This window comes from Saccharothrix longispora (genome assembly GCF_031455225.1).
GTDB lineage: Bacteria > Actinomycetota > Actinomycetes > Mycobacteriales > Pseudonocardiaceae > Actinosynnema > Actinosynnema longispora.
Window position 1 is genome coordinate 7333545 of record NZ_JAVDSG010000001.1, and the last position, 15120, is coordinate 7348664.

The 15120-nt window shown below is 73.7% G+C and carries 14 protein-coding genes; 5 read left to right on the forward strand and 9 right to left on the reverse strand.

The window, feature by feature from the left end; genetic code table 11:
• The first annotated feature begins 7 nt into the window (after nucleotides 1-7).
• Nucleotides 8-1438: a sensor histidine kinase gene (locus J2S66_RS31910; protein WP_310315231.1), complete on the forward strand. Its 1431-nt coding sequence runs from the start codon at nucleotides 8-10 to the stop codon at nucleotides 1436-1438.
• On the opposite strand, the gene J2S66_RS31915 is transcribed toward J2S66_RS31910, so the two are convergent.
• From J2S66_RS31915 to J2S66_RS31925, 3 genes are read right to left on the reverse strand one after another with little or no spacing between them, the layout of a single operon-like run.
• Nucleotides 1413-2270: a carbohydrate ABC transporter permease gene (locus tag J2S66_RS31915; protein WP_310311899.1), complete on the reverse strand. Its 858-nt coding sequence runs from the start codon at nucleotides 2268-2270 to the stop codon at nucleotides 1413-1415. The two genes, J2S66_RS31910 and J2S66_RS31915, sit on opposite strands and share 26 nt — an antisense overlap.
• Nucleotides 2267-3229 carry a carbohydrate ABC transporter permease gene (locus J2S66_RS31920; protein ID WP_310311902.1) on the reverse strand — a complete coding sequence of 321 codons (963 nt, stop codon included), beginning with the start codon at nucleotides 3227-3229 and terminating at the stop codon, nucleotides 2267-2269. Before J2S66_RS31920 ends, J2S66_RS31915 begins: the two co-directional genes overlap by 4 nt.
• Before the next feature lie 4 nt (nucleotides 3230-3233).
• Nucleotides 3234-4523, reverse strand: coding sequence for an ABC transporter substrate-binding protein (locus J2S66_RS31925; RefSeq protein WP_310311905.1), 1290 nt, complete (start codon nucleotides 4521-4523; stop codon nucleotides 3234-3236).
• 159 nt (nucleotides 4524-4682) lie between these two features.
• Between J2S66_RS31925 and J2S66_RS31930 the strand changes: the two genes are divergently transcribed.
• Genes J2S66_RS31930 through galT form a run of 3 tightly spaced genes read left to right on the forward strand, consistent with a single transcriptional unit; the run spans nucleotide 4683 to nucleotide 8559 of the window.
• On the forward strand, nucleotides 4683-6680 hold the full coding sequence (locus J2S66_RS31930; RefSeq protein ID WP_310311908.1) for a beta-galactosidase: 1998 nt from the start codon (nucleotides 4683-4685) through the stop codon (nucleotides 6678-6680).
• A 2-nt stretch (nucleotides 6681-6682) separates the two neighbouring features.
• Entirely contained in the window at nucleotides 6683-7480 is a 798-nt protein-coding gene (locus tag J2S66_RS31935; protein ID WP_310315234.1) for a DeoR/GlpR family DNA-binding transcription regulator, read from the forward strand.
• Complete coding sequence (gene galT, locus J2S66_RS31940; RefSeq protein ID WP_310311911.1) at nucleotides 7477-8559, forward strand: galactose-1-phosphate uridylyltransferase; 1083 nt, start codon at nucleotides 7477-7479, stop codon at nucleotides 8557-8559. The genes J2S66_RS31935 and galT overlap by 4 nt, the downstream gene beginning before the upstream one ends.
• Before the next feature lie 328 nt (nucleotides 8560-8887).
• Here the strand turns inward: galT and J2S66_RS31945 are convergent, their stop codons facing one another.
• The gene (locus tag J2S66_RS31945) at nucleotides 8888-9535 is read right to left on the reverse strand and encodes a proteophosphoglycan 5 (RefSeq protein WP_310311913.1); all 648 of its coding nucleotides are present in this window, start codon (nucleotides 9533-9535) and stop codon (nucleotides 8888-8890) included.
• Nucleotides 9536-9770: 235 nt separating this feature from the next.
• On the opposite strand from J2S66_RS31945, the gene J2S66_RS31950 reads away from it, so the two are divergent.
• Nucleotides 9771-11564 (forward strand): trypsin-like peptidase domain-containing protein, encoded by a 1794-nt coding sequence (locus tag J2S66_RS31950; protein WP_310311916.1) that lies wholly within the window; start codon nucleotides 9771-9773, stop codon nucleotides 11562-11564.
• On the opposite strand, the gene J2S66_RS31955 is transcribed toward J2S66_RS31950, so the two are convergent.
• Genes J2S66_RS31955 through J2S66_RS31975 form a run of 5 tightly spaced genes read right to left on the reverse strand, consistent with a single transcriptional unit; the run spans nucleotide 11561 to nucleotide 14985 of the window.
• A complete protein-coding gene (locus J2S66_RS31955; protein ID WP_310311920.1) occupies nucleotides 11561-11998 on the reverse strand; it encodes a hypothetical protein in 438 nt (145 codons plus the stop codon). The two genes, J2S66_RS31950 and J2S66_RS31955, sit on opposite strands and share 4 nt — an antisense overlap.
• The gene (locus J2S66_RS31960; RefSeq protein ID WP_374726228.1) at nucleotides 11995-13056 is read right to left on the reverse strand and encodes a molybdopterin-dependent oxidoreductase; all 1062 of its coding nucleotides are present in this window, start codon (nucleotides 13054-13056) and stop codon (nucleotides 11995-11997) included. The genes J2S66_RS31955 and J2S66_RS31960 overlap by 4 nt, the downstream gene beginning before the upstream one ends.
• Nucleotides 13057-13094: 38 nt before the next feature.
• Nucleotides 13095-13697: a methyltransferase domain-containing protein gene (locus J2S66_RS31965; protein ID WP_310311925.1), complete on the reverse strand. Its 603-nt coding sequence runs from the start codon at nucleotides 13695-13697 to the stop codon at nucleotides 13095-13097.
• Complete coding sequence (locus J2S66_RS31970) at nucleotides 13694-14353, reverse strand: TIGR04282 family arsenosugar biosynthesis glycosyltransferase (RefSeq protein WP_310311928.1); 660 nt, start codon at nucleotides 14351-14353, stop codon at nucleotides 13694-13696. The genes J2S66_RS31965 and J2S66_RS31970 overlap by 4 nt, the downstream gene beginning before the upstream one ends.
• A complete protein-coding gene (locus J2S66_RS31975; RefSeq protein WP_310315239.1) occupies nucleotides 14350-14985 on the reverse strand; it encodes a glycosyltransferase family 2 protein in 636 nt (211 codons plus the stop codon). Before J2S66_RS31975 ends, J2S66_RS31970 begins: the two co-directional genes overlap by 4 nt.
• Nucleotides 14986-15120 lie beyond the last annotated feature (135 nt).

A 15120-nucleotide genomic window follows, 5' to 3' on the forward strand; every position in this document is an offset into this window, starting at 1 on the left:
CGGCTCCATGGTGGAGGCCGCGAACGGGCGCCTCCAGCGGGTCTCGCTGCACGCCCGCGTCACCCTGCTCGCGGCGTTCTGCGTCGCGGGCGTCGTGGCGGTGGTGTCGCTCGGCGCGTACATGACGGTGAGCAGCAACCTGCACAGCCAGATGGAGGAGAACCTCCGGCAGCGCGCGCAGGCCGCGGTGACCGCGCCCAAGGTGAACAACGACGTCGCCGAGATCCCCGGCGCGTTCCTGGCGGCGGGCGACATCCGGATCGGCGTGCTGGACACGGACACCGGCAAGATCTCGTACCCGAAGGGCGCCGTCGCGCCGCCGATCCAGCCCGCCGACTTCGACGTGGCGCGCGGGCTGAGCACCGAGAACTTCTGGACCGACACGCGGACCGGGTTCCAGGTGCTCACGCTGCCCTACGGCGACGGCCAGGCCATGGTGATCGCCCAGTCCATGAAGGGCCTGAACACCACGCTGGGCAAGCTGTCCGTGGTGCTGTTCGTCATCTCCGGCCTGGGCGTGCTGGTCGCGGCGGCGGCGGGCACTGCGGTCGCGCGCACCGGGCTGCGGCCCGTGCAGCGGCTCACCGAGGCCACCGAGCGGGTCGCGAACACCGGTGACCTGCGGCCGATCCCGGTGTCCGGCGACGACGAGCTGGCGCTGCTGTCCCAGCGGTTCAACTCGATGCTCGGCGCGCTCGCCGAGTCGCAGGAGCGGCAGCGCAGGCTGGTCGCCGACGCGGGCCACGAGCTGCGCACGCCGCTGACGTCCATGCGCACCAACCTGGAACTGCTGCTGGCCTCCGAGCGGCCGGGGGCGCCCACGCTGTCCGACGAGGACAAGGCCGAGATCAACGCCGACGTGCGGGCGCAGCTCGACGAGCTGACCCAGCTCATCGGCGACCTGGTGGAGCTGGCCCGCGAGGACGCGCCGCAGTTCGTGCACGAGCCGGTCGACCTGGTGGAGGTCGTGGAGCGGGCGCTCGACCGGGCCAAGCGGCGGGCCACCGGGGACGTGGACTTCCGCGTGCGGCTCCAGCCGTGGACCCTGCTGGGCGACTCGTCGGCGCTGGAGCGCGCCGTGATGAACCTGCTGGACAACGCGGTGAAGTTCAGCCCGCCCGGCGGCGTCGTGCGGCTGGACCTCGCGCAGCTGGGCGACGGCAGCGCCGTGATCGAGGTGGCGGACTCGGGCACCGGCATCGCCGACGCCGACCTGCCGCACGTCTTCGAGCGCTTCTACCGCTCGCAGGAGGCGCGCACGCTGCCCGGCTCCGGGCTGGGCCTGGCGATCGTGAAGCAGGTCGCCGAGCGCCACGGCGGCGCCGCCTACGCGGGCCGAGCGCCGGAGGGCGGAGCGCTGTTCACCCTCCGCCTCCCCGGCCGCCCCGCGCCGCTGCCCGCGCCGAACCCGGTCAGCCCTTCGTCGAACCCAGGGTGAGGCCGCCGACGAACTGCCGCTGGAGCACGAAGAACACGACGAGCGTGGGCAGCGCCACGAGCAGCGAACCCGCCGCGACGAGGTTGTTGTCCACGAAGAACGTGCCCTTCAGGTTCTGCAGCGCCGAGGTGATCGGCATCTTCTCGCCGGTCTGCACGAGCACCAGCGCCCACAGGAAGTCGTTGTAGATCCAGGTGAACTCCAGCGTCGCCAGCGCGGCGAGGGCGGGCCGGCACAGCGGCAGGATCACCTGCCAGTACTGGCGGAACACCCCGGCGCCGTCGACCCGGGCGGCCTCGCCCAGCTCGCGCGGGATGGTCTTCATGTAGTTGCTGAGCACGAAGACGCAGAACCCGGACTGGAACGCCACGTGGATCAGCACCAGGCCGAACTGCGAGTCGAGCAGCAGCCCGCTGTCGCTGAGCCACTCCGGCACCGGCGTGAGCAGGTACAGCCGGTACAGCGGGGTGACGACCACCTGCTGCGGCAGCAGGTTGCCCGCGGTGAACAGCATCAGCAGCGCGATGTTGAACCGGAAGCCGAAGCGCGACACCCCGAAGGCGACCATCGAGCTGAACAGCAGCACGAGCACCAGCGCGGGCAGCGTGACGACCAGCGTGTTCAGGTAGTAGTGGGGCAGGTCGGCCTGCGTCCACGCGTTCCCGAAGTTCTCCAGCGTCAGGCCCTCCGCGACGGAGAAGTAGCCGTTGCGCGCGGTGTCGTCGTAGGTGCGCAGCGAGGCGTAGAGCGCCCACAGCAGCGGGGCGAGCGTCGCCAGGCAGGTGAGGACGAGGAACGCGTGCAGCACGACGCGCGCGGGTTTCACGATCACGCCGGGTCCTCCTCGCGGAACACCTGGAACAGGTAGGTGACGATGAAGCCGAGCGAGATCACCAGCAGCACCACGGCCAGCGCGGAGCCCCACCCGATGCGGCTGGACTCGCCGATGATGTTGTCGGTGACCAGCACGGACAGCAGTTCCAGCCCGTTGCGGCCCTTGTTGATCACGTAGACGATGTCGAACGCCCGCAGCCCCTCGATGACGGTGACCACGAGCACCACCACGTTGACCGGCTTGAGCACGGGGAACGTGACGCGGAAGAACGTCTGCCACGCGTTCGCGCCGTCCAGCGCGGCGGCCTCCTTCAGCGCCGGGTCGACGGCCTTCAGCCCGGCCAGGTACAGCAGCATGATGTAGCCGGTGTGCCGCCACCCGGCGGCGACGAGCACCGCGTAGAGGTTGATGTCCGGGTCGCCGAGCCAGTTGACCGGGTCGGTGGCCGCGGTGCCCAGGACGTTGTTCAGCAGGCCTTGCTCGGGCTGGTAGACGAGCTGCCAGATGAAGCCGACCAGGGCCAGCGACAGCACCATCGGCAGGTACAGCACGCTCTGGTAGACCCGCCCGAACCGCAGCTGCCGGTCCAGCAGCACGGCCAGCAGCAGCCCGACCACCGTCGGTACGACGAGCAGGAACAGCAGCCACAGCAGGTTGTTGCGCACCGCCGGCCAGAACCGCGGGTAGCTCGTGACGATGTCGACGTAGTTCGACGCCCCGACCCACCGGATGTCCCCGAACCCGCCGATGCCGTCCCACGAGGAGAACGACAGGGCGACGGAGCCGAGCGCCGGCACCCACACCAGGGCGATGTGCAGCAGGGACGGGATGCCGAGCATGAGGCCCAGCACCAGCTTCTCGCGCCCGGCGAGCGCGGTGGCGCGGCGGCGCCGGGACGGCGGGCGAGGGGCGCCCGCCGTCCCGGCGGTCCGCGGCGGGTTCTGCGTCGCGGTCACGCCGTCACCCCGTGAAGATCGTCTTCGCCTGGTCGGCCATGCCCTTGAGGACGGAGTCGACGTCGTCGGGGTCCTGGATGAACGCGTTGAGCCCGTTGGTGGCGGCGTCGGAGGCGAACCGGGGGTCGGTGTCGCGGTCGAGGAACTGGGTGATGTGCGCGGCGTCCTTGATCACCTGCGCGGCCTTGAGCTGGAGCGCGTTGTAGCCCGACGTGTCGGCCTTGTTGGACGTGGCGATCGCGGTGGGGTCGGCCTTGAGGTAGGCGAGCTGCGCGGCGGGCGTGGCCAGGAACTCCAGCAACCTGCGCGCGCCCTCGGGGTTGCCGGGCTTGCGGGACATCATGTAGCCGTCGATCGGGGCCTCCACGGTGTCCTGCCCGTGCTCGGGGTTGATCTCCGGGTAGGCGAAGAAGTCGAGGTCGTCGACGTCGGCGCCCTTGAACTGCTGCGCGACGAACGAGCCGAGCAGGAACATGCCCGACTTGCCCTGCTGGAGGCTCTGCGCGGCCTCCTGCCACTCGCGGCCGAGGGCGTTCTCCTGGTGGAACGGCAGCAGCCGCTTCCAGGTGTCGAACACCTCGCGCACCTTCGGGCCCTGCCAGTCCTCCTGGCCCGCCATGAGGTCCACGTGGAACTGGTAGCCGTTGATCCGGAAGTTCAGCTGGTCGAACGTGCCCATGCCGGGCCAGCCCTGCTTCTGCGCGAACGCGATGGGCACGAGGCCGTCCGACTTCATCCTCGTGGCGAGGGCGACGAACTCGTCCAGTGTCTTCGGCACCTCGTAGCCGCGCTGCTGCCACACGCTCTTGCGGTAGAAGACGCCCCACGGGTACTGGGTGAACGGGATCAGGTACTGCTTGCCGTCCGAGGCGGTGGACGCCTCCTTCAGCGCGGGCTCGTACCCGGAGGAGACCTTCGACCACACGTCGGTCAGGTCGCCGGTCAGGCCCTTCTCGGCGAAGAACCGCATCCGGTAGCCCGCGAACCAGGCCAGCACGTCGTCCGGCTTGCCCTGGAGGTAGTTGTTGATCTGCTCCTGGTACTGCTCGTGCTGCTTGGTGTTGACCGCGACCTTCAGGCCGGACTCGCCCTCGAACGACCTCAGCACGGCGGTGATCGCGTCCTTGGGCACCTGGTCGGACTGGTTGTTGCCGAAGGACACGGTGTCCGCCGAGGTCCCGCCGCCGTCGGAGCCGCAGGCGGCCAACCCGGGCAGGGCCGCGGCGCCCGCTCCGGCGAGGATCAGTCGCAGCAACGCCCGTCGGTTGGGCTGCGGGGCGTAGAACGTCGTCATTGTCGCTCCTACGGGTGACACTCGGCGGGGGGTGAAACGAACAGAGAGTCAACAGAAGTACGCACAATGTGGTGGGACCCACAGGCGGTGTCAAGGCTTGTCGAGTGCTGTTGTTTGACTGTGTTGACGTTCGCGTGCAACGTCGAGCACTCTTGTGGCATGACGACTTGGCCCACCGGTGTGGCAGGCCCGGCCTGGGGCGCGGACTACAACCCCGAGCAGTGGCCCGAGTCCGTGTGGGCCGACGACGTCGAGCTGATGCGGCGGGCCGGGGTCAACCTGGTGAGCGTCGCGATCTTCTCGTGGGCGCGGCTGGAAGTGGAAGAGGGGCGCTACGAGTTCGGCTGGTTGGACCGGGTGCTCGACCGTTTGCACCAGGCCGGTGTGCGGGTGGACCTCGCCACCGCGACCGCCTCGCCGCCGCCGTGGCTCACCACCGCGCACGCCGACGAGGTGCTGCCGGTGACCGCCGAGGGCGTGCGGCTCTCGCACGGCTCGCGCCAGGCGTACTGCCCCAGCTCGACCGTGTACCGCGAGAAGGCCGTCGCGCTGGCCCGCGCCCTGGCGGAGCGCTACCGCGACCACCCCGCGCTGGCCGCGTGGCACGTCAACAACGAGTACGGCTGCCACGTGGCCCGCTGCTACTGCGACCGGTGCGCGACGGCGTTCCGGGCGTGGCTCCGCGCCCGCCACGGCACGCTCGACGCGCTCAACGAGGCGTGGGGGACCGCGTTCTGGAGCCAGCGCTACACGGCCTGGGAGCAGGTGCTGCCGCCGCGCGCCACGCCGTCGTTCGGCAACCCCGGCCAGCTCCTCGACTTCGACCGGTTCTCCTCCGACGCCCTGCTGGAGCTGTTCAAGGCCGAGCGGGACGTGCTGCGCGAGGTGACCCCCGACGTGCCGGTGACCACGAACTTCATGGTGACGTGGACGTTCGGCGCGCTCGACTACTGGAAGTGGGCCGCCGAGGTCGACTTCGTGTCCAACGACCACTACACGCGCGCCGAGGACGACGAGCGGCACGTGGAACTGGCGTTCTCCGCCGACCTCACGCGCGGGCTCGCGGGCGGCGCGCCGTGGCTGCTCATGGAGCACTCGACGTCCGCGGTGAACTGGCAGGTCCGCAACGTCGCCAAGCTGCCCGGCGAGCTGCGGCGCAACTCGTACCAGCACCTCGCGCGCGGCGCCGACGGCACGCTGTTCTTCCAGTGGCGGCAGTCGAAGGCGGGCGCGGAGCGCTACCACTCCGCGATGGTGCCGCACGCCGGCCCGGACACCCGGGTGTTCCGCGAGGTCGCGCGGGTGGGGGACGAGTACGGCCGCCTCGCCGAGCTGCTCGGCTCCACCGTCGAGGCGCGGGTCGCGATCGTCTACGACTGGGAGTCGCGCTGGGCGCTCGGGCAACCCGCCCACCCCACCTCGGACTTCGACTACCAGGCCAACGCGCTCGCCCTGTACCGCTCGCTGTGGCACGCGGGCGCGACCGTCGACTTCGTGCGACCCGGCGCCGACCTGGCGGGGTACCCGCTGGTCGTGCTGCCCGCCCTGCACCTCGTCGACGACGCCTCGCCGTACGAGGAGCACGTCGCCGGCGGCGGTCACCTGCTCGTCACCCACCTGACCGGCACCACCGACACGCGCGGCCACGTGCACCTCGGCGGCTACCCCGGCCCGTTCCGCCGGCTGCTGGGCGTGCGGACCGAGGAGTTCCACCCGCTGCGCGCCGGGCAGGTCGTGACGCTGGACGACGGGTCGGCGGCCGCCGTGTGGACCGAGCACCTGCACGTCGAGGGCGCGGAGGTCGTCGCCTCGTACGTCGACGGCCCGCTGCCCGGCGTGCCCGCCGTGACCCGCCACGAGCACGGGTCCGGCGTCGCCCGCTACCTCGCGTGCGGCCTGACCGGCGACGGGCTCGACCGGCTGGTGCGCGCCGCCCTCGCCGACGCGGGCGTGCCGCCCGGCGTGCCCGGCGTCGAGGTCGTGCGCCGGCGCGGTGAACTGTCCGGGACGCCCGTATCGTGGCTGATCGCGGTCAACCACGGAGGCTCCGACGCGGAGCTGCCCGCCACCGGGGTCGAACTGCTCACGGGTGCACGCGCGTCCGGTCGCCAGGTCGTCCCCGCCGGCGGCGTGGTCGTGGTCAGGGAAGAGGTGTGACGGTGCTGGCGCGGCAACGACAAGCGGTGATCCTGGAAGAGGTCCGGCGCACGGGAGCGGTCCGGGTGAGCGACCTGGTCGTGCGGCTGGGCGTCTCGGACATGACCGTGCGCCGCGACCTGGACGTGCTGGCCGCGCGGGGCCTGGTGGAGAAGGTGTACGGCGGTGCCACGTCCGTGGTCGGCCGCAGCACCGACGAACCTGGCTTCGAGGCCAAGTCCGTCCGCCAGCTGCCGGAGAAGGAGGCCATCGCCGCGCACGCCGCCGGCCTCGTGCGCCCCGGCACCGCGATCGGCCTGTCCGCGGGCACGACCACGTGGACGCTCGCGCGGTTCCTCGACGACATCCCGGACCTGACCGTGGTGACCAACTCGATCCGGGTGGCCGACGTGCTCCAGCAGAGCGGGCGCACCGACCGCACGGTCGTGCTCACCGGCGGCGTGCGCACGCCGTCCGACGCGCTGGTCGGACCGGTGGCCGTGCAGGCGCTGAGATCGCTGCACCTGGACGTGGTGTTCCTGGGCGTGCACGGCATGGCCGAGCGCTCCGGCTTCACCACGCCCAACCTGAACGAGAGCGAGACCGACCGCGCGCTGGTCGACGCGGCGGGTCGCGTGGTGGTGGTCGCCGACCACACCAAGTGGGGCACCGTCGGCATCTCCACGATCGCCGGGCTGGACGAGGCGAACGTGCTGGTGACGGACGAGGGGATGGCCGAGCCCGCGCGCGCGGTGCTCGGGGAGCAGGTCGGGGAACTGGTCCTGGCGCACGTGCCGGGGCGCGGAGAGGAACTGGCGTGAGGCGCACGGCGGGGAAACTTGCCGATGGTCGGGAGATCATCTACTTCGACGACACACCGGACGCGCCGCCGCGGCACGCCGTGGACACGCGTGACCTGCCCCGGACGCAGCCGCTGTCCGAGGTGCGGCGCGACCCGCTGACGGGCGAGTGGGTGGCCATGGCCGCGCACCGGCAGACCCGCACCTACAAGCCGCCGGCCGACCTGTGCCCGCTGTGCCCGTCCACCCCCGGCAAGCCGACCGAGATCCCCGAGTCGAGCTACGACGTGGCGGTGTTCGAGAACCGGTTCCCGTCGTTCGCGCAGGGCGTGCCGGACCTGCCGCCGACCGTGGACGGGATGCCGATGGTGGCCCGCGCGCCGGGGCGTGGCCGGGCCGAGGTCGTGTGCTTCACGTCGGACCACAACACCTCGTTCGGCCAGTTGCCCCCGTCGCGGGTGCGCACGGTCGTGGACGTGTGGGCCGACCGCACCGCCGCGCTGTCCGGGCTGCCGGGCGTCGAGCAGGTCTTCCCGTTCGAGAACCGCGGCGAGGAGATCGGCGTCACCCTGCACCACCCGCACGGCCAGGTCTACGGCTACCCGTTCGTGACGCCGAGGACCGAGCGGATGCTGGCGGTGGCCGCCGACTACCGGCGCACCCACGACCGCCCCGTCATGGGCGACGTCCTCGCGGCCGAGCGCGCCGTCGGCACCCGCGTGGTGGCCGAGGGCGAGCACTGGACCGCGTTCGTCCCCGCCGCCGCCCGCTGGCCCGTCGAGGTCCACCTGGTCCCGCACCGCCAGGTCCCCGACCTGCCGGCCCTGACGGACGCGGAGCGCGACGACTTCGCCGCCCTCTACCTGACCGTGCTGCGCCGCCTGGACGCCCTCTACGACCGGCCGCTGCCGTACATCGCCGCCTGGCACCAGGCCCCGGTCCGCACCGGCCGCGACCTGGCCTGGCTGCACCTGGAGGTCTTCTCCATCCTCCGCACCGCCGACAAGCTCAAGTACCTGGCCGGCTCCGAGTCGGGCATGGGCGTCTGGGTCAACGACGCCACCCCCGAACAGACAGCCGACCGCCTCCGCACCCCCTGACCCCGGAACCCCACCCCGCCCCCGCGAGTCGTAACCCCACCCCCCGCGAGTCGTACGTCCAGGTCGCGAGAGTCCAACGTTCAGGTCGCGCGAGTCGTACGTCCAGGTCGCGAGAGTCCAACGTTCAGGTCGCGCGAGTCGTACGTTGAGGTCGCGCGAGTCGTACGTTCAGGTCGCGAGAGTCGTACGTTGAGGACCTCTGAGTTCTACGTTCGGGCATACCGACCGGACGGCTGGAATGTAGAACTAACCGGACCTGGGCGTTGGACTCTTGGGGCTTGGACTTACGACTCGCGCGACCTGGACTTACGACTCGCGCGACCTGGACTTACGACTCGCGGGGGCTGGGGTTACGACTCGCGGGGGTGGGAGTGCGGAAGCGGTGGGCTGCGGCGGCGCCGGCTGCCGGGTCCCAGCCCGGGCGGGCGCCGATCACGGCGGTCAGCAGGGGTCCGGTGATGTCGGCGTCGGCGGCGATGAGGGCGTCGACCGCGTCCGCCGGGGCGGAAGACCCGGCGAACTCGGTGATCAGGTCCCGGCACCGGGCGTCGTCGGCGAACGGCGGGTTCAGCGAGTCGAAGCCGTCGTCCGCCTCGTACTCGGCACGCCGCCACGCGCCGTCCTCGAAGCCGTAGGCGAAACCGACCCAGTACCCGGTCTCCTGGGCGGCGGCCACGGGCGGCGCCCACCAGTCGGGCGCGCCGGCCAGCAGGTCGGTCTCCTCCTCCTCGAAGTACTCGGCCGCGGGGCCGTGGTACGTCTCGGAATACTCGTGGTCGTGCCCGATCAGCACGGCCCGGCCGCCGTCGAGGTGGTGGAGGTCGGCCCAGTTGCCGCCGCCGTCGTCGTAGTGCCACACCGCGCCGTCCGCGTGGCAGCTGTCGCCCCACCCGCGCGCGGCGCACACCGCGGCGAACGCCGCCCACCTCGCCCGCATCCACGCCGGGTCCGGCAGTTCCACCTCGACCAGTGCCACGTCCGCCTCCTCGGGATCGCGCACATCGTCCCAGTCCCCGGGCGGTGACCGAACGTGACCCCGTCTCGCGTGGTCACCCGATCCGGGTAGCGGGCGGTCGGGCGTCCGGTCCGTGACGTGCGCTTCTCCACCACGACGCGAAATCCGTCCGCTTTCCCCGATCGATCGAGGACTCACAACTGATGCCCAGTTTCGTTTAAGGCTCTTCTCAGGCGGGCACCGCAGAGTGGTGGACATGACCGAGAGCGAGCAGCCGCACCAGCCGCAGGAGCCCCAGCACCGCAGCCCCTGGGCCCGTGGCGCCGACCAAGGTCACGAGTACACCGGTCACCAGCAGCAGGGTGCTGGTCGGCCGGCTCCCGACGGATCGGCGGCAGGGGTCGATCGGTCGGGCATGGGGTCGGCGGGCGCTGTGCAGGGCAGCGCCGGCCGCCCCCACGACGATCCGGGCGCCGCCGGTAACGCGAACCCCGGCGCCGGCGACCCTGCCAACGAAGACGTCGACTCGCAGGCCGCCCCGCAGGGCGCCGCCGGCCAGTCGAGCCCCGGTGGGGCGGGTGCCGCGCAGGGCGGCGCCGGCCAGGCCGGGCAGGGTGTGACCGGTGCCGTGCAGGGCGGCGCCGGTCGGACCGACGACGGTGGGGCGGGTGCCGTGCAGGGCGGCGCCCACCCCACCGCCGGCCAGGCCGGGACGGGTGGGTTCGGCGCCGTGCAGGGCGGCGCCGCGCTCCCCGGTCCCGGTCTGCCGGGAACCGGGTCGGAGGCCTGGCAGGGAGGCTTCCAGCGCCCGGAGCAGACCGGCCCGTTCGGCGCCGCGCAGACCGCCGTCCAGGGCCACCCCGGCTCGCCCGCCCCCTCCCCTTCGGGCGGTCGGCCGGACGGGCCCGGCGCACCGGGGATGCCCGGTCAGCCGGGCCCCTACTACGCACCGCCCGGATCGGTCGTCACCGCGCCCCCGCGTCGGGGTCGGGGCAAGGTGGTCGCCGGGGTCGCCGCACTCGTGCTCGCCGTCGGAGGCGTCGCGGGCGGGGTCGGCGGCTACGTCGGCTACGAGGCGGCCGACCGGTCCGGGCCGGTGGCGAACGCGCTGAACCAGGTCCCGCCCGCCCAGCAGACGGGGTCGGCGCCCGAGGGCTCGATCGAGCAGGTCGCCCAGAAGGTGCTGCCGACCGTCGTGCAGGTGCAGGTGAGCGGCGGCGCGGGGTCCGGGTTCGTGCTCAGCTCCGACGGCCTCGTGCTGACCAACAACCACGTGGTCGAGTCGGCCGCGGGCGGCGGCCCCATCAAGGTGCAGCTCCAGGACGGCCGCTCGTTCGACGCCAGGATCGTCGGCCGCGACCCGTCGTCCGACCTGGCCGTGGTGAAGGCCGAGGACGTGCGGGACCTGCCGGTCGCCGAACTGGGCAACTCCGGCGACCTGAGGATCGGCCAGCAGGTCGTGGCGGTCGGGTCGCCGTTCGACCTCAACGGCACGGTGACCTCCGGCATCGTCAGCTCGCTCAACCGCCCGGTGCGGGCCGGCGGCGAGCAGGGCAGCCAGGCGACCGTCCTGAACGCCATCCAGACCGACGCGGCGATCAACCCCGGCAACTCGGGCGGCCCGCTGGTGAACATGCGGGGCCAGGTCGTCGGCATCAACTCCGCCATCTACAGCCCGAACTCCGGCCAGTCGTCGCAGGGCGGCTCGGTCGGCATCGGCTTCGCCATCCCGGTCGACCAGGCCCGGCGGACCGCGAAGGAGCTGGCCGAGACGGGCAAGGCCACGCAGACCGTGCTGGGCGTGTCGGTGGGCGACTCGAAGGACGGCGGCGCGCTGGTCCGGGAGGTCACGTCGGGCAGCGCGGCCGAGGCCGCGGGCGTGAGGACCGGTGACGTGATCACCAGGTTCGGCGACCGCCCGATCGACAGCTCCGACGCCCTGGTGGCGGCCGTCCGGTCCCGCGCGCCGGGCGAGAAGGTGCAGCTCACCATCGGCGGCGACCGGACGGTCGAGGTGACGCTGGGCAGTCAGCCCGTCGAGGTCCGCTAGCACCCGGGTCTTCCGGCCCGACGTGTCCCCGGGCCGCTCGCACGGCGTCGCCGACCAGCCCACCAGCACGCCGCGGACACCCCCAGCCAGACCGCGGCGACGGCCACCAGCAGGCCCGACGCGTAGTCGCGGTCGTGCAGACCGGGGTTGACCGGTCCCGCGTGCGGCCGCCACAGCAGCGGCACGGCCACCAGCAGCAGCACCCCCGACAGCACCCCGCCGACCACCACCGGCGTGCGCCACGCCGCCGGCGCCCACCGCGCGACGGCCAGGCCCACCCCGCCGAACAGCGGCGCGAGCAGCGCGTCGTGGACGACCGGCCCGGCGAGGAACCACACCGCCAACTCGACGTCCACCAGCGGCAGCAGCAGGAACGCGCCCCACAGCCCCGCCGCGACGCCGACCGCGCCGAGCACCCACCTGACCGCCGTCACGCCGCCACCCCCAGCCGCACGACCCACTTGGTCTGGAGCACGCCCGGTCGGTCGGGCGCGATGATCCGGCACGGGGAGCCGTGGTCGAGCGGCAGCGGTTCGCCGTCGAGGCGCAGCGCGAGCAGGGTCAGCGGGTCGCGGACGTGGCGCGCCGGGAGCGTCGAGGTCCGGTAGGGCCCAGCGCGCTCCAGCGACTCGACCACGACGTCGGCGGGTTCGAGCCCGGCCAGCGCCAGCAGGTCCCGGACGGGCACGCCGGTCCACGTGGCCGACGCGCTCCACCCCTCGACGCACGCGATCGGCAGGTCGGCGGTCGTCTGCGGCAGGGCCTCCAGCTCGGCCAGGCTGAAGCGCCGGTCGCCGACGGCGAGCCGCCAGCCGTCACCCGCGGCGGTCACGCCGGCCGCCCGCGCCGTCCGGTTGACCGGCAGCGGGGTGGACCGGGCCCCGAGCACCGACACCCGCCGCAGCCACGGCACCGTGCCGCCCGCCGTGGCCAGCACCGCCAGGGCCGCCGCGCCTCCTGTGGCGAGCAGGAAACCGCGTCGCGACAGCGCGCCGCGCCGGACCTCCTCGGCGGGTGTCCGGAACAGCGGCAGCTTCACGGCGACGTGCACGAGCAGCGCGCCGATCGCCACCCACGCGACGGCGTAGTGCGCCGGCGGGAAGAAGAAGCCCCAGGGGTAGTTCCGCGCCGCGTTGAACAGGCCGGTGACCAGTTCGAAGAACGCCGCACCGAGCAGCACGAGGACGGAGCCGCGCTCCAGGGCGTGCGGCACGCCGCGCACGAGGGGGCGCTCGAACAGCTTCGGGTGGACCGTCCACAGCTTGGCGAGCAGCAGCGGGATCGCCGCCACGCCCGAGGTGACGTGCACGCCCTGCGTGACCCGGTACAGCCAGACCGGTCGCGTCGGCCAGGCGAACCACCCCGGCGGGTGCTGGACGAGGTGGCTGAGCAGGCCGGTGAGGAAGCACAGCCCGAACGCCAGGCCCAGCCACGCGCCGAGCCGGGTCGCGGTGTGCGGGCTCGACGTCCGCGACGCCGCCCTCGCCGCCACCCCGGCGGCCGTTCTCCCGACCGCCCGCGCGACCGCCCTCACGACCGGCTCAGCTCGGCGAACCAGCGGCCGTCCCGCTCGGCGAGCCGGCACAGCGGCAGTCCGGCGCGCTCGCCGACCGCCGCGACGGCCGACGCGTCGACGCGGGCCCAGGCGAACCAGTCGCCGCCGTCGACCCGCGCCGCACCGCGCCACACCCCGCGACCCGGCGGCTCGACCTCGACCAGGGCGGTGCCGTGCCGGTGCAGCAGCCGCCGCGCCCGCCGGAGCAGTGCCACCGGGTCGCCGCCGATGCCGATGTTGCCGTCGGCGAGCAGCACGTGCCGCCACCGCCCGGCGCCGGGCAGCCGCCCGAGCACGTCGCGCCGCAGCGCCGCCCCGCCCCGCGCCCTGGTCAGCGCGACCGCCAGGGCCGACCGGTCCACCCCCAGCACGGTGACGCCGCGCGCCGCCAGCGCCGCCACCAACCGCCCGGGGCCGCACCCGAGGTCCACGGTCGCGCCCCGGCAGGCGTCGAGCAGCACCTCGTCGGCGCCGCCCGCGTCGCCGCACCACCGCGCGACGGGCAGCGCGAGCGAGTCGCCGTCGCCGAACTCCAACCGGCACCCCGCGCCGGCGAGCCCCACGTCGAACGCCGTCACCGGAGCACCCCCAGCCGCGCGAGCGCCCCGGCGAACCGCGTGCCCGGCGCCGCGCGCGCCACCTCGTGGGCGGCGGCGATGTCGTCCACGTCGGACAGCCCGGGAGCGATCGCGGTGACCCGGTCCCGGAAGGCGCGCACCGTCCGCGCCCCGGTGTCGTCGCGCGACATCGGCACGTCCTCCAGCCGCCGCGCCAGGGCGGGCTCCCGCAGCCCGAGCGCCCACCACCCGCCGTCGGTCGCCGGACCCACCACCACGTCGTGCCCGTCGAGCAACCCGACGGCCTCGCCGAGCAACGCCGGTGTGACCTGGGGCGTGTCCATGCCGATCTGGAGCACCGGCAGGCCGTGCGCCCGGTGCGCGTCGGCGTGCGCGTTGGCCAACCGCGCCCCGAACCCGTCGCCCCGCTGGGGGAGGACCGCGCAGTGCCGCAGCACCGCCCGCACCTCGTCCGCCCGCCGGGCCGCGCGCAGGTCGCCGGTCAGCGCCACGACGGGCCGCGCGCCCGGTGTCCGCAGCACGGCGTCCAGCGTGTCCAGCAGCGCCGCCGCGGCCAGGTCGGCCGCCTCCTCCGGTGACGCGGGCGGGCACAGCCGCGTCTTCGCCAACCCCGGCACCGGGGCCTTGGCGACCACCAGCAGGCTGACCGGCGTCACCGGAGCACTCCCGCCATGTCGTGCACCGCGCGCACCGTGCCGCGCACCGAACCCGACACCTTCGACCTGGTCCCGGCCGCGCGCGGGCCGTAGGGCACGTCCCGCTCCACCACGCGCCAGCCCGCCGCGTTCGCGCGCAGCAGCAGTTCGAGCGGGTAGCCGAACGCCCGGTCCCGCACGCCGAGGTCGAGCAGGTCGCGTCGGCGGAACGCGCGCACCGGCGCGATGTCGCGCACCGGCAGGCCGCGCCGCCGCAGCAGGGCCGCCAGCACCGCGTTGCCCGCCCGCGCGTGCCACGGCCAGCTGCCCGCCGACGGCACGCGCCGCCCGACCGCCAGGTCCGCGCCCGCCAGCAGCGCCACGAGCGCCGGCAGGTCGCCGGGGTCGAGCGAGCCGTCCGCGTCGAGCACGCACACCACCTCCGAGCGCGCCCGCTCCACGCCCGCGTGCACCGCCGCGCCGTACCCGGGCCGGGGCTCGTGCACCACCTCCGCGCCGAGCGAGCGCGCGATGTCCGGGGACCCGTCGCGCGAGCCGTTGTCCACCACCAGGGGCCGGTAGCCGGCGGGCATCGCGCCCAGCACCAGCGGGAGCGCCGCCGCCTCGTCCAGACAGGGGAGCACCACGTCTATGTCGTCCACCTACCGAGCATCGGTCCGCTGTGGAGCGTCCGGAAGGCTTGCGGTGCTTACCGAATCCTGACGCGCCGCCACTCCTTACGGACCGCTGACGGATGCCGCCGGACACCTCCCGCGGGGCCGCCGCGG